The organism is Gordonia sp. CNJ-863, assembly GCF_001942325.1.
Taxonomy (GTDB): Bacteria; Actinomycetota; Actinomycetes; order Mycobacteriales; family Mycobacteriaceae; genus Gordonia; species Gordonia alkanivorans.
On record NZ_MKKG01000020.1, the window covers coordinates 13,703 to 39,889 of the forward strand.

The following is a 26,187-nucleotide window of genomic DNA, read 5'->3' on the forward strand; positions in this document are numbered from 1 at the left end:
GCCGAAACGGCGGTCTATCGCTCATCTGGCGGTAGCGGCCAGTCCCGCCCCCAGTCGTCATCCCAGGCTGGGTTGCCCGCCCGCATGGCCGACCGAGGCGCTTCCGGGGGCATCGTGCCGGCCAGGTCGGTTATCTCGTCGCCCTCTATGTAGACGCGCTGCATCGGCGGGGGCGAGTATCGAAGGAGCCGCTCGGCTTTGCTGAACGCTTGGCTAGCTCGCGCTCATATTGGTCGATCTGCGCCTGGTTGTTGTTCTTCGGATTCACCAGCTCGAACCCGAGACTCCAAGTCTGAATGGGGTTGTGGCGCTCGTACACGCGGGGAAAGCTGTTCTGGATCGTGATGTTCCACATGTCCTTGGCCTCGCGACCGTGGAGCATGATGACGCGGAGTTCGGGCATCATCTCGATTACCCGCGCGAGGGCTTGGGCGCCCCTGAAGACCTCGTTGCTGTCGTCGAAATCAGCGCCTACCCATGGGATGGCGTTCCACGACAGTACGTCGCTGAACTCAATGCCTGCTTCGCGTAGGTACCGCGAGTGCCGCTTCGCTCCTTGGTCACGGTTGTCGAAGTCGAGGAACCCGCTTCCACCCTTCTTTGGGTCAGTCTTGACCCCCGGGGTCTTGTTCACCGCGAGAAGCCTGGCCTTGACGCCCCCGTAGCGTGGCGAGACGCGCGGCACGAACCGTTGTTGCTTGGCTCGCAGCTCCTGCACATACTCGTTGAACGGTCGAACGTGCGGGTCGTCCGCGTGATCCTCAAGCCGATCTAGCCGGGTCTGCCGCGTCCTATGTCCCCACATCTAAGCCTCCCACGGTCGTCGGTCATCTATGTAACTATCGGGCCATGACAACGTCAGACGAAGTCCAGCTTCTACTCGACCACGTCAAGGTCGCCGGCCTCGAGCCCAAGGAGTCCGCCCGCGGGTGGCACCACATCGGCGCAATCATCTGTGACGCGGCGCTCCAGCGGCAGGCGAAGTACAAGACGCACGTGCGTCCCCGTGTAGTCCGACTGATTGAACTTTGGCCCGACGCTGACACTCTCAGTGGGTTCAAACGCCGTATGAAGTCGGAGTCGATCTCTGAGGCACTCGATTGGAAGGGGCCACAGAAGCTCGCCGTCATCGACGCGCTCACCGAGACATTTGAAGAGGCAGGTGTCGAGACCGTCGCGGATCTGGCTGGCACGCTGGCAGACGAGACGCGTGGCCGGGAGTTGCGCAGTGCGCTTCGCCGGATCGCGTACGTCGGCCCGAAGACCGTCGACTACATCGCCGTCCTGGCCGGCTCCGCTGAGCACGTGGCCGTGGACATGCACATCAAGGGCTTCGCCAGGGAGGCCGGCGTTTCGTACTGGAATGACTACAGCCGGGTCTCGCAGCTCGTGAAGGACTCCGCTGAGGCTGGGGGATGGAGCACAGGTGCGTTGGATGCGGCGATCTGGAGCTACATGAGCGAGCGGGGGAACGGCTGAGATGGCGAGAAACGCATGGCCGATCATGCGTCCGGGCCAACGCATGTTCGTAGGTCGACCGGCCGCCGAGGACTGGCGCGATGGCCTGGACGACTTCTGGACTGTCATGGAGGGAGGGACTCCCCGATACGCATGGGATGTACCTAACTGGGACTTCCGGAGAGGAGACATCCTGATTACTTACTTCCAAGCTCGACCCGCGATGGTCGTACTAATTGACCGCTTGACCCAGGACGCGAAGCAGACGCACATCTACATCCCAAGCAGCGGGATGACGCGCTTGAAGCACGGCGTCCCGGTTGGAGTCGTGCTTGACCAGACGACGATCGACCTGCGCGACTACGCAGTGGACGGAAAGTATCTCGACCACCTGCAAGGCCAGTCGGTTCTTGATGCCCTACAGGCTGAGGTACGGCGCGACGTCGGCGTGTTCGGCGACAGCCGTATGTCTAAGTTGATCTAACGATCTTGTCGTCCGGTTTGTCTACACTCATCCTGTGTTCGGAAAGAAGACCGCCTACCTTACCCCTGAGGACGCCGAGTATCTTGCGGCGACGGTCATGCGGAAGCGCCTCGGATTCAGGGATGCAAAGGTCACGGTTGCGAGCGGCGACGGCGGAGTCGACGTGATCTCGAAGCGTGGACTCGCGCAGGTAAAACACTGGAACTCGCAGATCGGCCGGCCAGCGCTCCAGCAGCTTTACGGAGCCCGCGGCAAGGAAGTGAAGAAGCAGCTCCTCTTCTTCAGCTCGGGTGGCTACAGTCCGTTGGCGGTTGAGTACGCCGACAAGCACGACATAGCCCTCTTCGGGTTCGCGGACGACTCGACGTGGTGGGCAGTCAACAAGGCCGGCAAGAAACTGACTCGCAGCACCCAACAGAAGCGCGAGGACAAGATCGATGACATCGCGAAGCAGACAGTGCAGGTCTCCAAGGGGTTGTGGGCCGTTAGTCAAGAGATCAGAGCTGAGGTGGCTCGTCCCGTTCCGGAGCATAAGCTAAAGCGGATAGAGACGAAGCCGATTGAAGACGTAAGTGCGCCAGTATGGTGGCGAACCGGACTCGGACTACTATTCATCCTTATTTCGACCTTTCCCTTCTACCTATGGGATCACGAGACGACCTCACCAGGGTCGCGCATCGCATGGACTGTCATCTGGGCCATCCTTGGAGTTCTGCTTCTCGTTTGGGATTTCTACCTGAGGCGTAAGGCTGAGGACATATTCCCTACTTAGTTATCTACGCCCCTCTGCACTTTACTATTGCATTTATCCGCGATTGCGCGCATACTAAAAGCGTCAATATAAGCGGAGATAACTAAATAATGACAACTGAATACAAGGAATCGAACATTCGGGATGTAGCCCGGAGTCATCCACGCACCACCAAATGGGTGGTCTTCTCACTCGTCTTCGGCCTGGGCTTCGCCCTTGCTGCCACCATCTACGCCAAGCCGTACCCGGTCGACAAAGTCGTGACCAAGCAGGTCGAGGTCCCCGTCGAGAAGCGGGTGACCCAGACGGTTCACAAGACTCCGGATGCGTGTCGCCAGGCGCTCGAGATCGACAACGCCCTGTTCGTGCGTATTGCTGACTCACTGCAATCGCTCGAGTTCGCCGGCCTCGCAGAGGACATCGAAGCTAAGACTCCAGGACGCACCGCGCTGTACTTGGAGTGTGTGGGGGCGTAGGCATGCCGCAAGCCGACTACAAGGTGGAAGTAAAGCCGACGCTATGGGAAGTCGTGCTGGAACAAGGTGCCTACAGCGATAGAGATGAAGAACATCACTTCATTCGAGCCAACGATCGCGAAGAGGCGTGGGCGCTGTTCAAGAGATACTGGGCAGATCAGGTCGATAACCACGGTGCGGGTGAGTGGACGCGCGGCAGCCTCTTGGTCTATGTAGATCAAGATGATCACGAGGTCGAACGATTTGCTCCCAAGAAGTGGGGCGGCTACTCGAACGAAGATGAGCCGAACTACGACTACTCCTACGGCAATGCCTGGCGCGTAACGCTGCATCAACTATCAGTGGTGGAGTTCCTGCGATGACCCGCACCATCCACCTCACCGACCAAGAAGCCATCGACATAGCGAAGCTCTATGCCTGCATCACCGCTGGGGGAACAGACGGCCTCGAAGCCGAGAGCGAGGTGGTGACGTTCTTTGGCGAGAAGCTGGGGGGTGAGGGATGAGTAACCTGCTTAATCTCCCCTACGTGTGTGACTGTGGTTGCAATTATGTGAACGGTGACATGTTCTGCGACTACTTTCAATCTGTAGGTAAAGAACCGGACGAAGCAGATAAGAAGCTGTTCAAAGCTGCCCGTGCAATTTTTGATGCACAACGAGAAGCAAAAGTGCAGAGCTTTGAGCTGGAACGCCTAGAACGAGTGAAGCGTTTGAAAAAGCGCAGCCGCAAATATGTTAAAAAGAGTGACTACTGGGTGAAAAAGGAGGTGATGTGGAACGACCAGACAACAAACAGTCGCAAGACGAACAGATAGAAGACCAACCCCGCTACTCCGACGAGGAACTAATAGAGCGATCCATAGACCGTGCACTCGAGACCGAGCAGCGCATCGACGATGCCACCGCCAAGGTCATTGCATCTATGCTGCACAGCGGCCAGTTCACCGCGCTCTACGCGCTTTCATCATCCGGCGCTATCTCTCACCGCCTAGCCGACGAACTCGACCTAGAGCACCGGCTCTCGATCCAACAGGACGCACCCGAGATACGCCGATGGGTTGAACAGCTCCAGGCGTACGTACAAGGCCGCGAGAGCCACGATCCGGTCGAAGGATGGCCTCAACTATGGCTACAGCAGCCGGAGGATCAGTGATGGCTACAGCAACGGATTCGACGATTGCTGTGTGTCGATGGTGTGGCACACAGTTCGTTCCGTCGAGGTCGTCAGTGCGCGGCAGGGTCCGGACGCAGTGCTCTTTGACGTGTGACAAGGCCATAGCAGCAAAAGCCAATGGGGATCGCTACAGGCAACGGCGTTTGAGTGCCATAACTCAACCCAAGGATCACAAGCTACTCCCCGTGGGCAAAGGTTTGACAGCTCAAGTGGACACCTCGCTTTTCACACAAGCTGCTCAATATTCCTGGCATGTGAGGAGTGACGGCTACGTTTACAGCGCGAAGGCTGGATATCTACACCGTTTTGTGCTTCGAGAGGCTGGACGGTTGTTGGATGGTCGCCTGGATGTTGACCACGTCAACCGGAACCCACTGGATAATCGGTCTGCAAATCTACGCGCTGCTACTAGATCTCAAAATCTGATGAACCGTCTGAACGCGCGCAAATTTGTGGGTGTACACAAGAAGTCGAACAAATGGCAAGCTCGAATCATGGTCGAGCGGCAGACCATATGCGTTGGCTCATTCTCAAACGAGCTAGAGGCGGCCTGGATGCGCGACCAATGGGCTATCGCGCTACACCGCGACTTTGCCTGCTTGAACTTTGAGTATGTGGAGGCAACTACGTAAGTGGCTGATCGTCGTAAACCAGCCGAGCTACCCGAGAACGTCGCCAACCCTGCGTGGGACGAACGATCACGCTCGATCCTGACGTTCATGGAGACGACTTCGGAGAAGGACACCACTGGTCGGTTTAAGAGCCGGTTCCAGTGTGCCTGTGGAAACACCATACTCGCGGCCAGATCAACAGTGCAGGGCAAGAACTACAAGCTCTCGTGCGGATGCCTTAAGTCAGCTGCGAGCCGTAAGAACGCCGCAATCGCTCGTTCACATATTACCCAAGAGTCTTGGCGGAAGCTCACTACTCACGGAATGACTAACACTCGCTTCTATCGTGTATGGCGAGGAATGAAGAACAGGTGTGAAAATCCCAACGTCAAGAGCTACAGACACTATGGCGCTCGCGGGATCAAGGTGTGCGAGCGTTGGCAACGATTCGAGAACTTCGTAGCAGATATGTACCCCGCTTACTGCGCCCATCTAAAGTTGAATACAACGACGACAATCGAACGAGTTGACGTTGACGGGGACTATGACCCAGGTAACTGCACGTGGGCGACCCGAATTGAGCAAGCACATAACCGGCGACCAGCCAGGAGACCAGCTTGATGGCTGGGCGGCGGCGACCACCGGCTGAGCTACCTCCCGAGGTAGCAAACCCAGACTGGAACGAATTGCTTCATCAGATGCTGACGGTAGAGGGAAGCTTGCAGAACGTTTACAGGCGGTTCTACCAGTACAGCACCTCAAACTGCGCCTTCCTTCTCATGCAAGGCTGCCCGATAGAGCCCATCGCCACGTATGAGGGATGGAAAAAGGTCAACCGCCAGGTCGTGATGAAGGGCGCGTACTACATCCGTCGGCCTATCAAGGTGAAGACCGGCGAGAAGGATGAGGAAACGGGCGAAGACAAGTTGATCCAGCGATTCAAGCCGGTCAAGAGCATCTTCCCCGTGAGCATGACCGAGGGTGAGCCGCTGCCTGAACTGGAACTACCTGAGTGGAATCGGAGCCGCGCACTCGCTGCGCTGTCCATTCGCGAAGTGGCGTTCGAGGACTTCCGGGGCAACATGCAGGGCTATTCGGTCAACCGCGACATCGCGATCAACCCCGCCGCCGTCTATCCAGAGAAGACGTTCTTCCACGAGACCGGGCACGTCATGCTCGGCCACACCAGGCCAGAGGATCACTCGGACTACATGGAGCACCGGGGGATGCGTGAGCTGGGCGCGGAGGCAGTGGCGCACATCGTCACTAAGGAGCTGGGACTACTCACGCCTGAGTCCGCGAGTGTGAGCCGTGCGTATATCCAGAGCTGGAGCGCGGGCGAGAAGCCGGAACGATCCGACGTGCTCGCGATCTTCAAGGCCGCAGACCAGGTACTCGAGGCCGGCAGGGAACCAGTCGAGCAGGAGGTCGTGTCATGACCGAGCGCTCTAACATCATCCACTTCCCACTAGAACGTCGTGGAGTACGCCCAAAGCCTCCGAGGTCTCCGAGCGCCATTGAGTTCGATTACTCGATGCAGATGCTCCGTGAGGCGATCGAGCGAGCCGGTGAGCCGTTCCCGGACGCAGACCCCCGCCGCGCTGCACTGGCAACGCTCGCGATGCGGGTGTGCGACCTAGTGATCGAAGCGAAGGGTGCACCGAGCCATGAGCGTGGACGGCTGAGTTTAGAGAGCCAGGCAACGCTGGCTGAGTATTACAAGTTAAGAGAGGAGGAATGATGACTAACCCTACTAAACCCAACAAACCTCTATGTGCTGGTGCGTGGGCAGTACCACCCTCGCCATTGATGGTGAGTAACGGCAACAACTACCACACTTGTAGTGTTTGCGGTGAGCCGTGTGATGCACCCATGGCATCTACACCCAACACAAAGCAAGGAGAGCAACAGTGCCGACACAAGTAGGAGGCGCTAAGCCGCATCCGTCAACTGCACCAGCTGGTACGCCAGCAGTGAAAGGAGCATAGAAATGAGTGACACAAAGCAAGTATACCCCGCTTCACTTAACAAGTCAGGCGGAGATGTAAAGCAAGAGCTGCGAGATAACACGAGAGAGCAACTCCCTAATAAGGAGAATAAGGACAAAGCGGCGTGATCGACTACGACGCCCACCGCCTCAAGCTACAGTCCATCATCTTCGCCAAGGGTGAGCGCAAAGCCCAGGAGCAAGAGGCCAAGGTCGAGACGCCCCAATGCACCCACCATCGCCAACGGTTCACGCAGACCATCCGCCCGGACAACCCGAACTTCAGGGGTGAGGCTCACTTCATCGTGAGTGCCTGCGTCCCGTGCAAGCTCAAGACGTACCTGGAGCTGGTGGTGACGCCGTAGTTCAGAGCCATTCCTCGCCGAACTGGATCATGTCGATCATCTCTTTGACGTTGGCGAAGTTGATCTCGCGCTGCTGCTTGCGGCAGAGGCTGATCGACATTCGCATGTACAGGTCTCGCGTGAAGCGATCACTCGCCCGCCCCGCGACCAGCTGAGCCACGGCATCATCAATCTCGACCTTGCACCCACCGGCCACGTACTTCACGTGCGCTATCCGGCCCTCTTGCGTTTCATCCACGACACCAATTCTCCTGTGCCGCAATTAGGTTGGCAACCAGTGGCATCTAGCTCGCGAAGACAGCCACGGAGCCGTGCGGACAGTAATCGTGAACACGGGGGAGGGGGGCGCGGCGAACTAGTGGTTCACGAAGAACTCGTCGACCGCCTGCACTACCCGTGGGCCGTGATCGTGGATCATCTGCTTCGCGTTGACGATGAGGGTTTGTTTCAGATCTATCTTGGTTTCGCGTGTAACTTTAATCATTTACTGGTTCAGTATACCACATATTGATACAATAGTCAATACAAAGTGCAGCCAGTTGATACTTCAACGAATAGTGACCAGGGCAGTTCGCTCAGGCGATGCTCGCAGCACTCGGTGTGCATGTCCTGGTAGTCCACCTGGCTCGCCGCGACCACCTGCTTGCCGCTGGAGACCATCTGCAGCACCAGCTCATCAACGGCGGTGAAGGCTTCGCAGTCGTGTCGAAGCATCTCCGCGTCGTCGAGCAGCAGGACGTCGGCGTCGGTCATAAGGCCGGCCGGCACCTGATCCAGCAGGCTCTGGTGCTGGACTCGGAGCCACCGCTTCCGGGCGATCTCCGCGGCGATGCTGCTCAGGAGGAGTGACTTGCCGGTGCCGGAAGCTCCGAAGATCCAGAGCGGGTTGTAGGCGCGTGCTGGCGCCTCGGCTACTGCTTGCGCCGCTGCGTGGGCGAAGCGGTTGGATCTGTGGACGTAAAAGGCTGCGAACGCGTCTCTCATGGCCCGATCAAACCGCCTAGAGGCCTCCTCGGGCGGCCCGCCATCCACAGGGCCAGGCATCCGGTCGACGCTTGCCGTGTAGCCCGTTCGGGTGAGTCCCAGAGGCCACCAGCGCTGGGTACTAGTGTGATCTGGGTGGCAAGCCTGTTTGGACGGAGCGCACTGGCTGAGCGTGCGCAGCAGATCAAGACCGAAGACATACTCGAACATGTCGCCCTCGTTCAAACGTGGCTCGATGACTACGAGACCGGGTCGCTCAAGAAGGACAAAGAGACGTCCCGCGAGCAGGACTACAACCAGGACTTCTTCAAGACGATCCTCGGGTACAAGGCGAAGCCGCACAACCCGTACACCTTCGAGCCGAAGGACACGACGGAGAAGAAGCAGTACCCGGATGCCGTATTGCGCTACACGGATCTGACCGATTCGCTGGTAAATAGCGTCTCGGCTGTCGTCGAACTCAAGGGCGCGAGTGTTCCTCTCGACCGACCTCAGCAGCGCGAAGGCAACATGAGTCCGGTGCAGCAGGCTTTCAAGTACAAGCCGCAGTACTCGTCGTGTCCGTTCGTAGTGGTCAGCAACTTCTACGAGTTCCGCCTCTACAACGACAACCTGCTCGACTACGAGCGATGGACCCTGCATGACCTAGTCGATCCGGCCAACGACTACCTCGCGTTCAAGAAGTGGTACGTCCTGCTGCACGCCGACAACATGACGGCTCGCGAGGGGAAGTCCGCGACCGAGAAGCTTCTGAGCGATATCCGTCAGAAGCAGAAGGACATCAGCGAGGAGTTCTACGCGGAGTACAAGCAGGTGCGGCTCGCACTGTTACAGGACGTATGGACCAATAATGAGAAAACGCGATTTCAGTTTGAGGTCGCGATCCAGAAGGTTCAGACAATCATTGACCGTGTTATGTTCGCTTGCTTCGCCGAGGACTGCGGGTTGCTCCCAGACGACACCTTGGGGCGGGTCATCAAGAGCGCGGAGAATTCGGCCTACTCTGAATCGCTGTGGGAAGAGATGAAACTCTTCTTCACCATGGTCGACAAGGGAAGCGGCAAGCTCGGTATCCCGAACGGCTACAACGGCGGTCTGTTCGCTGAAGACTCACTCGTCGACAGCCTGGTCATCTCTGATGCACCCCTGCGCCGCCTGCTTGGGTTTGGGGGGTACGACTTCAAAGAAGACCTGCGAGTTAACGTGCTTGGTCACATCTTCGAGCAGTCCATCACGGACTTGGAAGAGATCAGGCGCCTGGTGTGGGAGCAGAACCACCCACTCGAGCCGCCCCTGCCGGCGCCGAAGCGTGGCAAGCGCAAGCAAGACGCGATCTTCTACACACCCGACTACGTAGTCCGGTACATCGTGGATCACAGCGTCGGAGCGTACCTGCGCGAGAAGGAAGCTGAACTTATCAAAGAGCATCGTCTCAACGAGCGCGTAGGTGAGGCGAACTACCAGAAGCGAGAGCGCAAAGCTTATCTCCAGTATCAGTACGTGCTCCAGACCATCAAGGTCATTGACCCAGCATGTGGGTCGGGTGCGTTCCTGGTGAACGTCTTCGACTACCTACTCGCGGAGAATCAACGTGTGGCGGACATCCTTGGTGAAGACAGCCTGTTGTCGACGGATGACTACGTCCGACTGATCTTGACCGACAACATCTTTGGTGTTGACCTCAACAACGAGTCTGTCGAGATCACGAAGCTAAGCCTCTGGTTGAAGACAGCTGAGCGGCACAAGCATTTGACGAGTCTCGATGACAACATTCGTGTGGGCAACAGTATCTTCGATGACCCTGGTCTGGCCGGTGGCAAGGCGTTCGACTGGAAGGCCGAGTTCCCGGCAATCTTCGCCGCCGGTGGTTTCGACGTGATAGTCGGTAACCCGCCGTATGGCGTGAACTTCAGTGCGGCAGAAAAGAAGTACCTGCTCAAGTACGATGCGCTTGCTCCGGACTTTGAGATCTATGTCTACTTCATTTCGCTATATCGGCGCATCCTGCGCGAGGGTGGCTATCTGTCTTACGTCTTCCCAAACACCTTTCTAGTCAACGTCTATGGACTGCCGTATCGGACCAGACTCTTCGAAACCGCGTCCATCACGGGGATGCTCGACCTGTCCAACGACCCAACCTTCGCTGACGCCTCGGTTCGGACGATCGTGCTGGCGTTGGCCAACCGTGCCAGTGACTATGAGACCGAGATGAACGTGATCGACCCGGTTGACAAGACCATCAGCCCGTTCCAAACGGTGACGAAGCAACAGCTCAAAGACTCGCTCGACAACGTTCTTGCGCTGTTCACGCGTACGCCCGAAGAAACTGTGGTCATTCAGAAGATCCGCAGTGTATCGACACCCCTGGTCGAGATGATGGATGTATCCCAGGGGTACATCCCGTACCGCCGCTCTGACTTGGTGAAGACGTACGGCAAGGTCGCGGGCGAATCGATCGTCGATAACCGAGAGTGGCACTCGCCAACGAAGCTCGACGACACGTACAAGCGTGACCTGGCCGGCAGGGAGCTCTACCGCTACTCGATCCGGAAAATGCCCACCGCTCAGTACGTGAAGTACGGGAAGCACGTTGCGTCCTACGTCGACCCGAAGTTCTTTACGGTCCCACGCATCCTGGTCCGCGAGATCACATCGACTCACCTGTATGCCGCTTTCACGGACGAGGAGTTGTACACAAACCCCTCGGTCATCAACGCGATCCCGATCAACCCTGATCTCGACCTCTATGCCGTACTGGCGGTTGTCAACTCACGCCTGATGGGTTGGTACCACACGAAGACTTCACCGAAAGCGAAGAAGGGACTGTTCCCCAAGATTCTTGTAGGTGACGTTCGTAATCTCCCGATCGTCCTTCCGGAGGCACGTCTGAACTGCACGACCTCGCTGTGACCATGACTGAGACATGGCGTGAGATCCAGAACTGGTCTGACAACTTCAAGACGCTGATCATGTCTGATCTGAAACTGCCCAGCTGGCCACAGAACCTCGGCGAGTGGTGGGCCGTCGACTTCGATGAGTTCATCACCCGTCTGATCAAGAGAAAGCTCACGCTCGCAAAGAAGAACGATGTGATGGTCGTCTTCAACCAGTACCGCGCGGACGTTCAACCCTTGGTAGAGACGTTCAACCGCGCGGACGGGCGGATAGACACCATCGTCTATGACTTGTACGGCCTGAACAGCGACGATATCGCGGTGATCAGTGGCTGACTAGTTCAGGCCAGAGCCTCCGGTGGGCCAAGCGCGGCGCTTCGCGTTGGCCCACCGGAGGGTTGGGGCTACTTCGGCTTACCGGCGCCGTTCTTGGTCGGGTCAACGACCACAACCTTCTGTCCTGGCTTCTGGGTAGGCGGCACGCGATGCCCCTGGATCAGCGTGACCTCGTGACCGGTACGACCGCCGCGAGGTCCGACAACTTCACCCTGTCCTGAGACGGGCGACTTCTGACCTGGTTTGAGCGGTTCGCTCTTCTTGGGAGCCATGTTGGTCTCCGACTTCTCGCGCGATCGCCGTGCAGATCCGGCGACATGGCGCGTCGATTTGTTGGTAGACGTGCCGGAGCTTAGGGTTAGGTTCCTTCCACGGAACACCAGCCCGAAGCCTCGTAGCGTCTTATGCCCGAGGTTTCGGGCACTTCTGCATCTCCAGAGTAAGCGTGAGCACTGACAATCTAGGCGCGACACGCCGGAATGAACACTAGATGTTCCACTTGAACAGTGCGGTAACCACTAGATGTAGCCTCACGGTGAGGCTACTTGGTTATTTACAAAATGCGATTGACGTGGGTAAATAGTGGCATCTATGCCAGACGCACAAGACCCCACACCCAACCTCGGCGGACGGCCACTCAAGTTCGAGACGGTCGCTGAACTGAAGCTCAAGATCAGCGAGTACTTCGATCGGTGCGATCCGCACACAGAGATGCGTCGAGTCGTTGACGGCCACGGCAGGGAGGGCAACGCCCTGTGGGTCGAGCGCGAGGTGCTGACACAAGCTGTCCCGTATACGATCACGGGTCTTGCTAGGGCGTTGAAAACATCTCGTGAGACTCTGCTCGATTATGAGAGCGGTAAGTACGACGACAAAGCGGGCGACATCGACGCCGCGGGGGACAGGTTTTCTGACGTTATAAAAGACGCGAAACTCCGAGTCCAACAGAATGCCGAAGAGTTCCTCCTCTCCGGTGCGCCGGCTACCGGTGCGATCTTCTGGCTGAAGAACAACGCTGGCTGGCGCGATCGCCAAGAGGTCGACCACACCACGAAGGATCAGCCGATGCCTCTCCTCGCTGGCCTGGCCCCCGCGAAGCTAGAGGTGGATGACGATGCTGCTCAAACAGACGACAGCTCTCACGAAGATCAGCCAGCTTAGGCGTCGCCTTCGCATCATCCAGGGCGGTACCTCCGCGAGCAAGACGTTCTCGATCCTTGCCTACCTGATCCATACCGCCCAAGCGAACGACGACCTGCTCATCAGTGTTGTCTCCGAATCGCTTCCGCACCTGAAGCTCGGTGCCATCCGTGACTTCAAGTCGATCATGAAGGCGCAGCACTACTGGAACGAAGACTCGTGGAGCAAGGGCGAGTTCATCTACACTTTCTCCAACGGGTCGGTCATCGAGTTCTTCTCCGTCGACAGCGGTAAGGCGCACGGGCCACGCCGCGACATCCTCTTCCTCAACGAGTGCAACAACGTGACCTACGAGGTGTACACCCAGCTCGAGACGCGTACCCGCAAGGTGGTCATCCTCGACTTCAACCCGGTTGCTTCGTTCTGGGTGCACGAAGAGGTCATGCCATATGTGCCGCATGAGTTCCTGAAGCTGACCTACCGGGACAACGAGGCGCTGGAACCGGCCATCGTCCGGTCCATCGAGAGCCGCAAGCACAACAAGAACTACTGGCGTGTCTACGGGCTTGGCGAGGTGGGCGTGCTGGAAGGGCAGATCTACCCGGACTGGCTACAGATCGATGGTGTCCCCGCAGAGGCGCGTCTACGCCGCCGCGGGCTCGACTTCGGCTACACCAACCACCCGACCGGGTTGGTCGACGTCTACGAGTGGAACGGCGCGTACATTCTGGACGAGCAGCTCTACCGGACGGGCATGAAGAACCCGCAGATCGCCACGTTCATCCAGGGACTGCCCGACCCGGACGCCCTCGTGGTCGCGGACAGCGCCGAGCCGAAGTCCATCGACGACATCTCCGACCACGGCGTGCCGATCATCGGTGCGGAGAAGGGCGCGGACTCAATCCGCAACGGCATCGACACAGTGCAGTTCGTCAAGGTCTACATGACCAAGCGGAGCCTCAACCTCATCAAGGAGCAACGGAACTACGTCTGGAAGACAGACCGGACCGGCAAGGCGTTGAACGAACCGATCGACCTCTGGAACCACCTTCTCGACGGTGCCCGCTACGCGCTTGTCGACCTGATCGGCAACCCGCTCCAGGCGTTCCCCGATGGCGGTGCTGCGGACGAAGATGATGTGTCGTCTGCCTTCGGCGGTGGCGCCGACCCGGTCTTCGGAGGCTTGTCCAACTCACGCATCTGAGTTATGACTAGAAGTACGTATGGCAAGCCAGAATCGCAGAAAGACAACGCAATACAGTACGGAGTTCGGCGACTCTGGCGTAGCCATCTTCTCGGGGATCATCTCGGACAGCGACGAGTACATCTCCACCCTCCGTGGCCCCGCGCTCATGCGCACCATCGAGGAGATGCGCCGCGGCGACGCCACGGTCAAGGCCGGCCTAATTGCTGCGAAGGCCCCACTGATCGCTGCCGATTGGTACGCCCAAGCGGCCGGCGAGGAGAGGGTAGACCTCGAGACCAAGGCGCTCACCGACTACACCATGGTCAAGGTGCTGCACTGGAAGCAACGCCTGCTCCCCGAGATCCTCACCATGCTCGATTTTGGCTTCTCGGTCTTCGAGATCGTTGTGGACTGGGTGGAGTTCAACGGCAAGGAGTACCTGGTCCCGGTCAAGGCCGCCTACCGCAAGCAGACCACTATCCAGTCGTGGGAGACCGCGGACAAGAAGCCCGGCATCCAGCAGCTGACCGCGGCCGGGAAGATCGTCTCGATCCCCGACGAGAAGATGGCCTCGTTCACCTTCCAGCAGGAGGGCGACAACTGGCAGGGTCTCTCGATCCTGCGACCTGCCTATGGCTCTTGGTATTACAAGAAGAACCTCGAACGCATCGAAGCTTTGCAGCAGGAGCGCCAGGGGCTCGGCGTCGTGAAGATCAAGCACCCGAGAAGCGCTTCCGACACAATGAAACAGACCGCTCGCAACGCCGCCCGCAACATCCGAGCCAACGAACAGGCCTACATCGAGGAGCCTGAGGGTTGGGAGATCGAGTTCATGGACATGAAGGCCAACACTGTGGCCGACCCGACCAAAGCCATCGCACGTCACGACCGCAGCATCCTCAAGTCAATGCAGGTGCAGTACCTAGACATCGGCGCATCCGAGTCGTCCGGCTCGTACTCGGCCAGCGATACCCAGAAGGAACTCCTGCAGCAGACCAACCAGGCGCTGGGCTCGCAGATCGCCGCTCGCATCAACGAGAAGCTCGTCAAGCTGATCGTGGACCTCAACTTCACCAACGCCGACTACCCAGAGTGGACGTGCGGCGAGATTGCCAAGAGCAACGTCAAGGAGTTTGCCGAGGTCTACAAGACCCTCACCGACGCCAAGGCCATCACGCCGAGCGACGCTGACGAGGACCACATCCGCACGATGCTCGACCTGCCCGACCGTGTCGACGAAGACGCAGACGATGACGAAACCACAACGAAGTCGAAGAAGACGAAGGACAAGGACCGCGAGGCCGACGAGGAGATTAAGGACCAAGACGAGGTGAAAGCCGCTCGCGTCCTAGCCGACGCCCGCAAGAACAAGGCTGAACTGGAGCAGCTGATCTATGGCCGATCGGCTCTCGCTGCGTAGTGCCCACGCCGAGCTGACCGCCACGATCCGCGCCTCCGAGGAGTGGCACCCGAGCTACAAGGCGACCCCGAAACAGTTCCGCGCGTTGGTGAAGACCGAGGCCGAGCTGCAGAGCCAGGCGGGGGAGTACCTGTACAACCTCTCGCTCCGAGCGGATCGGTATATCGACTGGACTGAGTACGCCAGCGAGCTGGCGAAGCTGCCGAGCGTTCAGGCGTCGATCCACGCCGACGCAGTCGCCAGCGGCAGTGCCGAGGTGTGGAAGGGCGAAGCCGTCGACCTGACGAAGTACATCGTCGAGGCCATCAACATCATCATGGCGATCGGGGTGGATGCAGCGATCGAGCGCTACGGACTCCCGATCTACGTCGACAGCATTCAGGACTTCGTTACCCGCGCAGCTGAGAAGCACGTTGCCGGCCTCGTGAGCGGCGTGACCGAGACGACGCGAGACAAGCTCCGTCTCAGCATCAAACAGTCGCTCTCGCGCGGCGAGACGACGTCGCAGGCCATCGAGCGCATCCAGCGGACGATCAACAACCCGGTGCGGGCGGAGATGATCGCGCAGACCGAGAGCGTGAACGCGTGGAGCCAAGGACAGCTCGGCTACGCCCAGGAAACCGGGGCAAAGTCGAAGGTGTGGGAGGCGTTGGCTGGCGCGTGCAAGATCTGCGCACCGTTGGACGGCAAGAAGGTTGCGCTCGACGAGGACTTCGTGCTGGGCAACGGAAGTGTCCGGTCGGTTCCTTCTGCGCACCCGAGATGTCGATGCTCGGTGTACTACGAGTACTAGTTGAACATCTCGTATAGGCGAGCGACGTCTGGTGATAGGTGACCTCGCAGGTTTGCTCCGAGTCCGCCGCGAAGGACGATCTCAGCGTCAGAGACTGTGATACCTGCGGCCTGTGCTAGTTCTTGTGGGTTGGTGCTGTGCTTTCCGTCTCTGATGATCTCGCCGAGTTTACGGCCGCCCATCGGCGCGAACCCGCCGCTGACATCGGGAATGGTTGAGCGCCCGAGGTAGTTCGCGTCGCGCTCGGCAGACCAGAACGCAGAGGCGTCTCGCTCCGAATTATTTCTCCGATCGAATCTATCCTTATTCTTTCGGAACTCGTCGTACGCTTGATTTCGCCTTGCGTCCGAAATTCTCCGCGACATCGCTTGTGCAGACTTGGGTGCGATAGGCGCCATTACGGGCCAGTACACCCGGTCGAAGTACTCGTTCGCTCTGCGAAGTACCGCGAGGTACTCGCGGGACCTCCAGATCGCGAGGCATCCCGCGGCCAAGCAAACGAATCCCGTTGCCAGCGTCCAGTACTTGACCGCGTAGATAACTCCGAGGCCGTTTAGGAAGCAGACGGCGACAGTAAATATTGCAGTGATGGAGCCGACAAGAGGGAGCTTCCTCAGCGGAAGAAACACAGCGAACATCGCTACGCCGAGCAGAATGGCGGGCGAATAAGACAGGAAGGAAACTATCGGGAATGGCTCGACCCTGAACACGATATCTGGGACCAGCCAACTGAAACTGCTTCGGCGATCAGTATTCCAAGAGCCAAGGATGCTGATGACGGCAGACATTTCCTCTTCGCTGTACTTGACCATGGACTGTCGTAACGCGCGAAGTACGATGTCTACAGCTGTAATTATCCCGAAACCAATCAACGCCATCGTTATGACTACCCGTGCTTCGCGGACGAAGTACGGCAAGCGATGGGCCGCGTACCCCTGAACGTTGCTGCCACTTCCCGTGGCAATAAAGAACTCTCTTCGACCGAACAGCCAGGTCGGCGCCCAGGTCTTCAAAAGTTTCGGATACTTAGAGTTGTCTCTGCCGTCTATGTAGTCGGTGACGACTGGTTGCTTCACGAGGTCCTGTTCGAGTGCCTGTATGCGCTTCACTGGGTCGTTGGAGTTCGAGAACTCTTCCCGCAGCGCGGGGTCGAAGGGCGGTGTGCCAGCCATTTTGCCTCCTAGGCGTCAGCGGATGCTAACACGCCAATCGACCTGTCGCGCAGCACAATCCTCGGTTGTCGGGTGGGAATCTCGCTCGGCACGACGGGTTTCGTCCGAGTGGACTCTTGACAAACCATGACTGCTTCCGCATGTTCAGAAGCAGATGAGAAGCTTCGTCACCAAAGCACCAATCAAGGCTGATCAGAACGGCAACGCTCCGACCACAATCAACTTGCTCAAAGCGGGTACGTGGAACACGCCGTGGCACGGTGACTTCGAGTTGACAGGCGAAGACCTCGAAGAGATGGTCTCCCACTTCAGCGAGGGCGTCGGCCTGGTCGCGGAGGACCAACCTCGCGCCCCGGTCAACGAAGGCCACAACATGGGCGGCAAGGCCTCCGGCTGGATCACTCGCCTCTACGTCGATGCGGTCAACGGGACAGCCGCGCTCATGGGCGACGTCCAGTGGACGCCCGCCGCCGTCCAGGCGATCAAGGACCGGGAGTGGTCCTACATCAGTCCCGAGTTCAACCCCCGGGGCTACCCGTGGGAGGACCCCGAGCAGGAGTTCACCTTCGTGGACAACGTGCTGACCGGGGCAGCACTTACCAATATCCCCCTCTTCAAGAAGCTTAAGCCGATCACGGCATCGCGCGTCCCGCCTAGCAAGGCAGTGAAGGCGAGCCAGGGCTCGGACGAGAGCGACAAACATAACCAAGGAGAACGCATGAACGTAGAAGATCTACGCACCAAGGAGGTGAAAGACCTCAACGACGAACAGAAACAGTTTCTCTCGGACAACAAGTCTGAGCTAACCGACGACGAGCGCGCGAAGTTCGGCCTCGAAGACAAACCGGCCGAGACCGCTGCGCCTGAGACTCAGGCTCCAGAGACGCAAGCACCTGCACCGTCAGGTGACGATCCATCGAAGATCGAAGCTAGCGCGATCGCCGGTCGTGTGACCGAGCTAGAGAAGCAGCTCAAAGCATCACGCGACGAGAACGAAGCACTGCGCACGAAGATCGAGACCAAGGAAGTTGACGCGTTCCTCGAAGCCCGCGTGAAAGCCGGCCAGATCAAACGGGACGCGAAGGACTCATGGTCCAAGACGCTGCTCGCTTCTCGCGGTGATGCACGCACGGCACTCGAGACACAGCTCGCTGCACTGCCAGCCAACGAGAACATCGGCAAAGAACTTGGCGACGCAGGCACTGACGCGAAGATCGAAGCCAGCCAGGAGCTGCACAACCAGGTCACCGCGAAGCTGCAGGCGTCACGCGAGGCCGGCAAACAGCTGTCCTACGCAGCCGCACGTAAAGAAATTCTCGCCAGCGACACCGCCCTTGCTGAACGAGTTAAAGAAGAGGAGGAGGCATAGATGTCATACCAACCAGGCGATCGATACACCGAAGTAGCTGGCGCTGATCTCAGCACCAAGCGCTACCACCTAGTCAAACTGAACACCGATGGTCAGGTCGTACTTGCCGCTGCCGCAACCGATGCGATCATCGGCGTCCTCGACAACGAGCCGAAGCAGGGCGAAGTCGCCGAAGTCGTGACCATCAACGGCCAGGGCACGTTCCGCGTAAAAGCAGCCAACGCGACCATCGCGAAGGACGCGTTCATCACCAGCGATGCGAACGGCAAAGCGGTCGCTACGACGACCACCGGCAACCGCGTCATCGGTCGAGCCGTCCGTGCGTTCGCTGCGAACGAGATCGGTGAATATATCAAATCAAACGAAAAGTATTAGAAAGTAGAGACAACTGAATATGGCAAACCGACCAGTATTCCAAGATCAACGGCTGACCAACGTCAGCACGGCTTGGCAGAACGCAGACAGCGACTTCATCTCTGACATCATCTTTCCCGAGGTGATCGTTAAGAAACCAACCTTCGAAGTCGGTAAGTACCTCAAGGACTCGCTGATCATCCCGACTAGCTCTGTCCGTGCCGGTGAAGCGAAAGCGAAGCGCGTGTCGCTCAACCGCGGTGTCGATGTCTTCGGTCCGCTCAACGAACACGCACTGAGCGACTTCGTGACTCGCGCCGACTACCAGCTCACGGACGATCCGTTCGAACCGGAAGCTGACGCAGTCGAGAACCTGCACACCAAGATGGCTCTCATCGACGAGAACGCCCTGGCTACGCAGCTTGCTGACACCAGCGTCATCACTCAGAACACAACCCTCAGCGGTACCAGCCAGTGGAACGACTCGAACTCGAATCCGTTCCAGGATCTGAAGACTGCGGCGCAGACAGCGAGCTTCAAGAAGTACAACACGCTGTTCATGGGCTCGGAGGTCTACGACAACCTGATCCTTCACCCAGAGCTGCTCGACCGCATCAAGTGGAGCCAGACAGGTGTGATCACCGAGGAAGCGATGCTCGCACTCTTCCGTCCGTTTGGCATCACCCGCATCGTCGTAGGACGTGCGCAAGCCAACACCGGCAAGGAAGGCGTCAACGACGTGTTCACCAGCGTGTGGGGTAAGAACGCGTGGCTCGGCTACATCACTCCACGCCCAGGCCGCAAGGAAGTCAACGGTGGCTACAAATTCCGCCTCGAGAACGCTCGTGAGGTGACCAAAGAGGCATTCAACAACCCTCCAGGCACAGAGATCGTGGTCCGCGACCAGTACGACCACATCATCATGAACACCGAGTGCTTCTATCTAATCCGCAACGCGGTGGCGTAGGAGGCCTGGCTCATGGCACGTAACGAACCAGCATTCCGCGGCGCGAAGCTCGTCGGCGCCAAGATCGACGCGACCACCAGCGTTGTGACCAAGACCGTCACGGTCGCTAGCTCGGCAACGAGCGGCACCGCGACGGTGGTCGCGGGCTCGGTAGTCCTCGGTGTCTACCCGGCCGGCAACCAGGACCAGTTCGTGGACAACGTCGCGATCAGCGGCACCACGCTCACGATCACACTGGCGGCCGCTGCTACTGCGACAAACTCGTACAAAGTAACTCTGATCGAACCGTAAGGAGGTCACCCGATGGCACAAGCGAAGGTAATCAACAACATCAACCACGACGGCGTCGCCTACAAGAAGGGTGACACCTTCGAGGGCGATAAGGAGACCGTGAACCAGCTGATCGAAGCTGGCGCGCTCCGCGACCCGAACGCTCCGAAAGAGGATCAGTCCACCGACTCGGCAGCCGAGGACAAGGCGAAAGCGCTCGTAGCTCAGGCTGAGAAGGCGCTCGCTGATGCGAAGGATGAGGCGGAGAAGATCCGCAACGACGCCAAGACTGATGCCGACAAGGTGGCTGAGGCTGCCAAGCAGGACGCAGTGAAAGTCGTTGCCGACGCGAAAGCTGAGGCGGAGAAGATCAAAAAGGCTGCGCAGAGCAAGTAGACAGCGATGCTGGAACGAAGGACCCGCTCAAGATTGAGGGCGGGTCCTTCGCGTTGAAGAGCCGTAAGGGTTGTGTACGCGGCCTTCAGACATGTCACGACGAGCCTCGTCTAGGTACTCGTCGACCTGCTTCTTCAGGTTCTCCATGAAGCTCGCTGTCTCACGCTGTGCTTCTTCAGCGCCGTATGGGTCGAGCCCAAGCTCTGCCCGTACGGCCTCCACGAAGTCATCGAGCGCTTTGCCGAACTGCTGCTGCATGTGGCCCTTGGCGAGCGGATTGGTGATCGCTTTCAAGACTGTCATCGCCGCGAGATTTAGATCCATCGCGCGGTCCATGATCGGCTTCGAAGCCACGAGTCGGAGCTGGTTGTAAGAATCAGAGATTCTCATGGTCGACTCGGCTTGCTCCTGGGCATAGGCAAACTTGTCGTCGGCTTTCGGGTCTGGCAGATCAGCGTTGTTGTAGAACTGATCCCGCAGGAGGTTGAAGACTCCCTCGATGTCGGCCGACTTGTTGAAGATGTCGGTACATACTGCAACGAACTCACCGGCTCGTTCGCGTGTCAGCTGATCACTTCGTATTTTGGCATCACGTGCCGCCCGGTCAGCGTCGAGTTGCTTCTCGTGCTCCTCTTTGCGCCCTTGAACCTTGTCCTCCTGAGCCGCCTTGCGCTTGTCGCTGGCTCGCAGCGACAGCGCACCGCCACCTGCGGTGACGACCGCACCCGAAATTACACCCCACCAGTAGGAACCCTGGGTCAGGAAGTCTGACAACCCGCTCATAGGTTGGATTCTAAGTGCACCACCGACAGCTCTAGTCGGACGCGCTGAGTTGTGTTTCATTAGGCAGCAGATGCACTACATCACCACACCGCACCAAGCCGAACTGAACGCCCAGGATCAGATGCGCTCGTGGGGCTTCGTCGATGCCGTCGCAACAACCGGCGGCTCGGACGGTGGCATCGACGTCCGCTCCTCCCGTGCCCTCGCTCAGGTGAAGTGGAAGGGTGGAGTCACCGGTCGTCCAGACGTGCAGAATCTCTACGGGGCGAGGGGTGCAGGGACCGAGCAGCTTCTCTTCTTCAGCGCTTCTGGTTACAGCGACCAGGCGACCACCTACGCAGACCAAGTCGGCATCTTGCTCATGACCTACGATCCGCTCGGGGCGGTAGAAGGCGTGAACCCGGCAGCGCGACGGTTCCTCGCGGCGGTGGTGGCGGAGCCGGCCACATTGGAAGCTCCGACCGACTGGCGTCTAGTGAGCATCTTGACGGCGGTATTGATCTTGGTGATCAGCGCAGCGATCCTACTTTCGTGGCCTTCGCAGTAGATACTCCGGAAGCAGCACCGAGCGGGCGCGGTCAGGCATAGGCTGCTGCCACTCATTCCTTACCGTGGGGGCGCCATTATGACCGTAGTTATTTGGCAGGTCGACTCTAGCGACTTGGAACAACAAGTCTCGTTAGAGCGTGCGGGCTGGTCCTTAACAAACCTAAAACTTAGGGGCGCTAACTCAGACTCACTTCTGTTTGCTAAAGAATTTGGGTCGCAGCAGGCAGCTGAACAGCTGGTTTCCGCGGTGCCCACGGCGGACTTCGTTCGGGATAGTCAGTTCATGCACGCACTCCATAGTGAGCCCAGCGGAATCGGCGAACTCTGGCCGAAAGATATTGCAGTAGAAAAGCTATCTCCAGCCGATGCTGCGGTGCGCAGGCGGTACTTAAGGGCGGTAGCGGAGATGGCCGAGGAGATGGTGAGTCAGGTCAAGGTCTGGAAAGCACTAGCATGGGTCGCGGTGCTGATCGTGGCGCTCACACTCACCTTCGCTGCGGTTCAAGTCTCGCATGTAGTCGGAAAGGTGACGTCAAGCGACGCAACAGGTTACCAACTGATCGGCATTATCTTCGGTCTGGCTGTGTTTGTTGCTTCGCCCGGCGTCCTGTTCCTGCTGGGGCGGCCTCTCAAGGGCATCGACGAGTGGACCCCCGATGGTGTTCTCAAGAGCGAGAAAGAGGGGGATGACGGCGGCGACGGCGAAGGGGAAGACCCAAAGACCTAGCAAGCCTGGCGCTGCCTAGCCCACCGTGCCGCCGCCTTGACCTGCTAGTCCTCGCGGTTCATATTGAGGGCAGATGCCCTTTGATCCACACATCAATCTCCTCTCGGGGATCATCCAGGTCCCACCCACTCCCGCACTGACCGGCGAGACCTTCGTGCTGCGCGAGGGTCAGGGGAGTCGCTTCGAGCCTGACGTCCCCGTGACCATCTGTCACCCTGCAGCTGAGCCAACGCCGGACACCGCTGAGATCGGTTACGTCGCGGATGTGGCCGGCGATGTGCTGACGATCAAGCGAGCGCAAGAAGGCAGCGCAGCGCAGCATGTCGTGGCCGGCTGGAGGATCTCGGCGACCATCACCGCGAAGGTCCTCACCGACATTGAAGAGGCCATTGAGACGAAGGCCGACGCTGAGTCTATGCCCGACATCAGTGGGAAAGCAGACACGACCTACGTGGATGAGCAGCTCACCGAGGTGTCTGCGAATGCGCACGCTGCGCTCCAGCAGGAGACCATCTCGCGGGTTGATGCGGACACCGAACTGTTCACGCAGATCGACGAGGTGACCGCCGCAATCGAGACCAAGGTCGATCAGGAGGCTGGGAAAGGCCTCAGCTCCAACGACTACACGACGGGCGAGAAGACGAAGCTGTCCGGTGTGGCGCCAGGAGCCACGCAGAACGCGTCTGACAACGCTTTACGGGACAGAGCGAATCATACAGGCACTCAACCGGTCTCGACCGTCACAGGGCTTCAGGGGGCGCTAGACGCGAAGCAGACGAACATGATGTTCAACGTCCGCGATTATGGAGCGATAGGCGACGGGACCACCGACGACACCGCACCTATCCAGGCGGCGGTTGATGCAGCGGCGATCGGTGGGGGATCAGTCTTCGTACCTCGTGGCACCTACCTCGTCAACGGGACCGTAAACATCCTGTCTTCGGTAAGACTCACTGGGGCGGGGATGGACAACGGCAGTACCGTTGTCGGCACGACCTTCAAACGCACGACTTCTACCGGCTCGCCTTTGTTCTCGGTGACAGGCGGTGTGCCTGGATCTGGCGATGCGGTCTCGACGAGCCCGGTCAAACGGGTGGTCCTCAGCGACTTCACGCTCCGGGCCTCGGGCAGCTCGGACACGCTCCTGCGGATGTTCTACACCAACCGCAATCACGTGGCACGGGTCCGCTTTATCGGTACAACCGGTCACGCCGTGCACGGCGTGGAGTTCTGGGACACGACCTTCGACGCATGCACCTTCGATTTCACTGGGAGTGCAACGAAAGCGTCTGTGTTTCTACAAAATCGGTCGACAAGCACCGCCGGACAGATCGGGTTCTCCAACGACAACTGCAACAGACTCAGCTTCCGAAGCTGTACATGGGAGTCGTTCGCCTCGAAGTGCATCGAGATGGACGGGGCAAGCAATGGCAGCACCCACCTGATGAACAACATCACTATCGACGACTGCAAGTTCGAGACGAGCACGTTTGAGCGGCCGTTCATCCAGACTGGCGCGAGCGTCGCGTCGGTCTATATCAAGGACAGCTACTTCGCGTCCAATGCGGGCGGCGCACCCGCTGCGCAGATCGCGCTTGGTGGCTCCAGCGCATCGGTGAAGGACTGCCGCTTCTACCAGGGGGCCGCGGGCGTTGTTGAGTGCGCGATCAAGCTCGACGGGCACGCGGGGCAGAACACCGTGGATAGCATCACCTGCAACTGGCTCGGCTCGGCACCGACCAGCGGAGCAGCGGTTGTAATCGGGACGCCGGTCACGCCATCCGAGGACTCGATGAGCAACGTCAAGGCCAACACTGGCAAGAAGGTGGTCGACGCTACTGCGTACAGCTCGTTCCGTGCAGCGCAAGCGATCACCGCCACTGCCGACCAGGAGCCGAAGCTGCTCCTCGAACAGACCGGTGCGAACCCGAAGAAGTTCAGCCTCGGCATCTCGCCGAGTGGGAACCTCTCGCTCCAGCCGGACATCGGTGCTCTCTGGACCGTCAAGAAGCCGGACGGAGCCAACTTCGCGGTCTTCGACATGAGTAACGGCCGACTGGGAGTGAACAACGTCAGTCCGTCCGTGACGCTCGACGTCACAGGTGAAGCAAGAGTTTCTGTCGCCGGTACGAACACATCGAGCGTCGTGACTGTAGGTGGGGCCCAGGCCCTGACGAACAAGTCGCTGACGTCCCCGACCCTGACCGGGACGCCGGTTCTGCCGGCCACGATCACTGCGAACTCGTTCAACGTGACGTTCCCGGGTGCGGCGACCACTATCGTCGGGCGCTCAACTGTCGACACCATGAGCAACAAGACACTGACCTCGCCCAAGCTCACCTCAGGCAATGCTCCCGCAACATCAACATCACCTGGCGCGGCGGGTCAGGTCGAGTGGGACGCGAACTACCTCTACGTGTGCACTGCTACCAACGTCTGGAAGCGCGCTGCGCTGGGGACCTGGTGATGTTTGGAGCCTTCAGTATCGGCTCAGTATCGCTTGGATCGCCGGTCGGGCGGTTGATAGGCGTGATCGCCACTCGTGCAACCGTTCTCCTTGCTCCGGGGCAGTCGTCGACGCCCTTGACCGCAGTGGCCGACGAAGTCATATTGAGGGGTAAGTAACTGGAACACATTGCATGGCAACGCTCAACATCGAATCATTCAGCGACATCAACATCAAGGAACGCACTGAGCTGCTCGAGCCCGCGGCTGCTGGCGACTCCGTGATCAAGGTGCTCAGCACGGATGACTATGCGACCGGCGACATCCTGTATGTGGGCTCGCTGTCGCGTGAAGGCTGCGAGAGAGCTGTCGTCGCGTCAGTAGACACTCCAACTCAGCTGGCGCTCGTAGCTGCACTACAACACGCTCATATCGCTTATGACTCGGTGTGTTCCGTTCTCGGTGACACCATACGGATCTACCGGGCTCCGAACATAGACGGCTCCATTCCACCCACCGGCAGCTTCGTCGCCCTCGCCACCCGGAAAATCGACTCGGAACAGATCAGCACGTACCACCGGGATAGCACCGGATCATCGGCGTACTGGTACCGCTTCACCTATACGAACCTAGACACGGGCGACGAGACGGCGCTGACTGACTCGACCGCTGCTCGCGGCGAAGACTTCGGCAATTACTGCTCCCTGCGCGAGATCCGTGAAGAGGCAGGAGCGCTCAACGCGTACACCTTGCCCGACACCACCGTCGCTCAGTGTCGCAGCAACGCACAGAACGAGATCAACGCTTCACTGCGCAACGTCTACGGCAAGAACGTGCCGTTCAACCCGGTCCCCGGTGCCGTCAAGACGCTGACGATCCAGTTGGCTGCGGCTCTGCTTCGCAAGATCCGGTTCCCGGGACAGAAGTCTCTCTGGGAAGACGACCTCGATGCAGCCAGGGAGTCTCTCGAAGCGCTCCAGAACAAGGACTCATCACTGACGGACGATGAGGGCGAGGAGATCATCGACTCGTCGATCGGCTTCTACCCAGGTGACAACGACTATCGCGCCTTCCGCATGGACATGGAGATCTAGC

32 protein-coding genes and 1 pseudogene are annotated in these 26,187 nt (G+C 59.0%); 27 read left to right on the top strand and 6 right to left on the bottom strand.

Going from position 1 to position 26,187, the window contains the following annotated elements; translation table 11 throughout:
* Window positions 1–145 precede the first annotated feature (145 nt).
* Window positions 146–718, bottom strand: coding sequence for a hypothetical protein (locus BJF87_RS11415; RefSeq protein ID WP_139319459.1), 573 nt, complete (start codon window positions 716–718; stop codon window positions 146–148).
* A 131-nt stretch (window positions 719–849) separates the two neighbouring features.
* Between BJF87_RS11415 and BJF87_RS11420 the strand changes: the two genes are divergently transcribed.
* From BJF87_RS11420 to BJF87_RS11465, 12 genes are all read left to right on the top strand, one after another.
* Window positions 850–1,479, top strand: a complete 630-nt coding sequence (locus tag BJF87_RS11420) for a hypothetical protein (protein ID WP_075863149.1) — start codon at window positions 850–852, stop codon at window positions 1,477–1,479.
* Between the two features lie 223 nt (window positions 1,480–1,702).
* Window positions 1,703–1,942, top strand: coding sequence for a hypothetical protein (locus BJF87_RS25755; RefSeq protein ID WP_139319460.1), 240 nt, complete (start codon window positions 1,703–1,705; stop codon window positions 1,940–1,942).
* A gap of 34 nt (window positions 1,943–1,976) precedes the next feature.
* Window positions 1,977–2,714: a restriction endonuclease gene (locus tag BJF87_RS11430; RefSeq protein WP_075863151.1), complete on the top strand. Its 738-nt coding sequence runs from the start codon at window positions 1,977–1,979 to the stop codon at window positions 2,712–2,714.
* Window positions 2,715–2,872: 158 nt separating this feature from the next.
* Window positions 2,873–3,169 (top strand): hypothetical protein, encoded by a 297-nt coding sequence (locus tag BJF87_RS11435; RefSeq protein ID WP_075863152.1) that lies wholly within the window; start codon window positions 2,873–2,875, stop codon window positions 3,167–3,169.
* A gap of 2 nt (window positions 3,170–3,171) precedes the next feature.
* Window positions 3,172–3,531 (top strand): hypothetical protein, encoded by a 360-nt coding sequence (locus tag BJF87_RS25760; protein WP_139319461.1) that lies wholly within the window; start codon window positions 3,172–3,174, stop codon window positions 3,529–3,531.
* On the top strand, window positions 3,528–3,674 hold the full coding sequence (locus tag BJF87_RS26090) for a hypothetical protein (protein ID WP_158037498.1): 147 nt from the start codon (window positions 3,528–3,530) through the stop codon (window positions 3,672–3,674). The genes BJF87_RS25760 and BJF87_RS26090 overlap by 4 nt, the downstream gene beginning before the upstream one ends.
* A 47-nt stretch (window positions 3,675–3,721) precedes the next feature.
* Window positions 3,722–3,985, top strand: coding sequence for a hypothetical protein (locus BJF87_RS25765; protein WP_139319462.1), 264 nt, complete (start codon window positions 3,722–3,724; stop codon window positions 3,983–3,985).
* On the top strand, window positions 3,943–4,323 hold the full coding sequence (locus tag BJF87_RS11445) for a hypothetical protein (protein WP_075863154.1): 381 nt from the start codon (window positions 3,943–3,945) through the stop codon (window positions 4,321–4,323). The genes BJF87_RS25765 and BJF87_RS11445 overlap by 43 nt, the downstream gene beginning before the upstream one ends.
* Window positions 4,323–4,976, top strand: coding sequence for an HNH endonuclease (locus tag BJF87_RS27205; RefSeq protein WP_396246699.1), 654 nt, complete (start codon window positions 4,323–4,325; stop codon window positions 4,974–4,976). The genes BJF87_RS11445 and BJF87_RS27205 overlap by 1 nt, the downstream gene beginning before the upstream one ends.
* A 677-nt stretch (window positions 4,977–5,653) precedes the next feature.
* On the top strand, window positions 5,654–6,394 hold the full coding sequence (locus BJF87_RS11455; protein ID WP_084813182.1) for a hypothetical protein: 741 nt from the start codon (window positions 5,654–5,656) through the stop codon (window positions 6,392–6,394).
* Entirely contained in the window at window positions 6,391–6,696 is a 306-nt protein-coding gene (locus BJF87_RS11460) for a hypothetical protein (RefSeq protein WP_139319463.1), read from the top strand. The genes BJF87_RS11455 and BJF87_RS11460 overlap by 4 nt, the downstream gene beginning before the upstream one ends.
* A gap of 371 nt (window positions 6,697–7,067) precedes the next feature.
* On the top strand, window positions 7,068–7,307 hold the full coding sequence (locus BJF87_RS11465) for a hypothetical protein (protein WP_075863158.1): 240 nt from the start codon (window positions 7,068–7,070) through the stop codon (window positions 7,305–7,307).
* Window position 7,308: 1 nt separating this feature from the next.
* On the opposite strand, the gene BJF87_RS11470 is transcribed toward BJF87_RS11465, so the two are convergent.
* Complete coding sequence (locus BJF87_RS11470; protein ID WP_139319464.1) at window positions 7,309–7,545, bottom strand: hypothetical protein; 237 nt, start codon at window positions 7,543–7,545, stop codon at window positions 7,309–7,311.
* A 598-nt stretch (window positions 7,546–8,143) separates the two neighbouring features.
* A pseudogene (locus BJF87_RS27210) lies at window positions 8,144–8,261 on the bottom strand (DnaA ATPase domain-containing protein); the annotation flags it as partial.
* 165 nt (window positions 8,262–8,426) lie between these two features.
* On the opposite strand from BJF87_RS27210, the gene BJF87_RS11480 reads away from it, so the two are divergent.
* Together BJF87_RS11480 and BJF87_RS11485 are read left to right on the top strand one after the other, a co-directional pair.
* Complete coding sequence (locus BJF87_RS11480) at window positions 8,427–11,201, top strand: Eco57I restriction-modification methylase domain-containing protein (RefSeq protein WP_139319465.1); 2,775 nt, start codon at window positions 8,427–8,429, stop codon at window positions 11,199–11,201.
* The gene (locus tag BJF87_RS11485; protein ID WP_139319466.1) at window positions 11,198–11,521 is read left to right on the top strand and encodes a hypothetical protein; all 324 of its coding nucleotides are present in this window, start codon (window positions 11,198–11,200) and stop codon (window positions 11,519–11,521) included. The genes BJF87_RS11480 and BJF87_RS11485 overlap by 4 nt, the downstream gene beginning before the upstream one ends.
* Window positions 11,522–11,589: 68 nt before the next feature.
* Here BJF87_RS11485 and BJF87_RS11490 read toward each other — a convergent pair whose 3' ends face one another.
* Complete coding sequence (locus BJF87_RS11490; protein ID WP_075863163.1) at window positions 11,590–11,793, bottom strand: hypothetical protein; 204 nt, start codon at window positions 11,791–11,793, stop codon at window positions 11,590–11,592.
* 319 nt (window positions 11,794–12,112) lie between these two features.
* Here BJF87_RS11490 and BJF87_RS11495 point away from each other — a divergent pair, with 319 nt between their 5' ends.
* From BJF87_RS11495 to BJF87_RS11510, 4 genes are read left to right on the top strand one after another with little or no spacing between them, the layout of a single operon-like run.
* Window positions 12,113–12,682, top strand: coding sequence for a terminase small subunit (locus BJF87_RS11495; protein ID WP_075863164.1), 570 nt, complete (start codon window positions 12,113–12,115; stop codon window positions 12,680–12,682).
* Window positions 12,636–13,865: a PBSX family phage terminase large subunit gene (locus tag BJF87_RS11500; protein WP_075863165.1), complete on the top strand. Its 1,230-nt coding sequence runs from the start codon at window positions 12,636–12,638 to the stop codon at window positions 13,863–13,865. The genes BJF87_RS11495 and BJF87_RS11500 overlap by 47 nt, the downstream gene beginning before the upstream one ends.
* A 19-nt stretch (window positions 13,866–13,884) precedes the next feature.
* Window positions 13,885–15,267 carry a DUF935 family protein gene (locus BJF87_RS11505; RefSeq protein ID WP_075863166.1) on the top strand — a complete coding sequence of 461 codons (1,383 nt, stop codon included), beginning with the start codon at window positions 13,885–13,887 and terminating at the stop codon, window positions 15,265–15,267.
* Window positions 15,242–16,060 (top strand): phage minor head protein, encoded by an 819-nt coding sequence (locus BJF87_RS11510; RefSeq protein WP_075863167.1) that lies wholly within the window; start codon window positions 15,242–15,244, stop codon window positions 16,058–16,060. Before BJF87_RS11505 ends, BJF87_RS11510 begins: the two co-directional genes overlap by 26 nt.
* Here BJF87_RS11510 and BJF87_RS11515 read toward each other — a convergent pair.
* Window positions 16,057–17,232: a hypothetical protein gene (locus BJF87_RS11515; protein WP_075863168.1), complete on the bottom strand. Its 1,176-nt coding sequence runs from the start codon at window positions 17,230–17,232 to the stop codon at window positions 16,057–16,059. The two genes, BJF87_RS11510 and BJF87_RS11515, sit on opposite strands and share 4 nt — an antisense overlap.
* A gap of 154 nt (window positions 17,233–17,386) precedes the next feature.
* Between BJF87_RS11515 and BJF87_RS11520 the strand changes: the two genes are divergently transcribed.
* From BJF87_RS11520 to BJF87_RS11540, 5 genes are read left to right on the top strand one after another with little or no spacing between them, the layout of a single operon-like run.
* Window positions 17,387–18,601 carry a phage protease gene (locus BJF87_RS11520; protein ID WP_075863169.1) on the top strand — a complete coding sequence of 405 codons (1,215 nt, stop codon included), beginning with the start codon at window positions 17,387–17,389 and terminating at the stop codon, window positions 18,599–18,601.
* Window positions 18,602–18,976 carry a DUF2190 family protein gene (locus BJF87_RS11525; protein WP_075863170.1) on the top strand — a complete coding sequence of 125 codons (375 nt, stop codon included), beginning with the start codon at window positions 18,602–18,604 and terminating at the stop codon, window positions 18,974–18,976.
* A gap of 19 nt (window positions 18,977–18,995) precedes the next feature.
* On the top strand, window positions 18,996–19,922 hold the full coding sequence (locus BJF87_RS11530; protein ID WP_075863171.1) for a major capsid protein: 927 nt from the start codon (window positions 18,996–18,998) through the stop codon (window positions 19,920–19,922).
* 12 nt (window positions 19,923–19,934) lie between these two features.
* Window positions 19,935–20,213 carry a hypothetical protein gene (locus tag BJF87_RS11535; protein WP_075863172.1) on the top strand — a complete coding sequence of 93 codons (279 nt, stop codon included), beginning with the start codon at window positions 19,935–19,937 and terminating at the stop codon, window positions 20,211–20,213.
* Window positions 20,214–20,225: 12 nt separating this feature from the next.
* Window positions 20,226–20,588: a hypothetical protein gene (locus BJF87_RS11540; protein ID WP_075863173.1), complete on the top strand. Its 363-nt coding sequence runs from the start codon at window positions 20,226–20,228 to the stop codon at window positions 20,586–20,588.
* A gap of 27 nt (window positions 20,589–20,615) precedes the next feature.
* Here BJF87_RS11540 and BJF87_RS11545 read toward each other — a convergent pair whose 3' ends face one another.
* Window positions 20,616–21,371 carry a hypothetical protein gene (locus BJF87_RS11545; RefSeq protein ID WP_075863174.1) on the bottom strand — a complete coding sequence of 252 codons (756 nt, stop codon included), beginning with the start codon at window positions 21,369–21,371 and terminating at the stop codon, window positions 20,616–20,618.
* Between the two features lie 70 nt (window positions 21,372–21,441).
* Here BJF87_RS11545 and BJF87_RS11550 point away from each other — a divergent pair, with 70 nt between their 5' ends.
* From BJF87_RS11550 to BJF87_RS11565, 4 genes are all read left to right on the top strand, one after another.
* Window positions 21,442–21,918, top strand: a complete 477-nt coding sequence (locus BJF87_RS11550) for a restriction endonuclease (RefSeq protein ID WP_139319467.1) — start codon at window positions 21,442–21,444, stop codon at window positions 21,916–21,918.
* Window positions 21,919–22,032: 114 nt separating this feature from the next.
* Window positions 22,033–22,647 carry a hypothetical protein gene (locus BJF87_RS25770; protein ID WP_139319468.1) on the top strand — a complete coding sequence of 205 codons (615 nt, stop codon included), beginning with the start codon at window positions 22,033–22,035 and terminating at the stop codon, window positions 22,645–22,647.
* A gap of 73 nt (window positions 22,648–22,720) precedes the next feature.
* On the top strand, window positions 22,721–25,114 hold the full coding sequence (locus tag BJF87_RS11560; protein WP_075863177.1) for a glycosyl hydrolase family 28-related protein: 2,394 nt from the start codon (window positions 22,721–22,723) through the stop codon (window positions 25,112–25,114).
* A 172-nt stretch (window positions 25,115–25,286) separates the two neighbouring features.
* On the top strand, window positions 25,287–26,186 hold the full coding sequence (locus BJF87_RS11565) for a DUF1320 family protein (RefSeq protein ID WP_075863178.1): 900 nt from the start codon (window positions 25,287–25,289) through the stop codon (window positions 26,184–26,186).
* Window position 26,187: the final 1 nt, after the last annotated feature.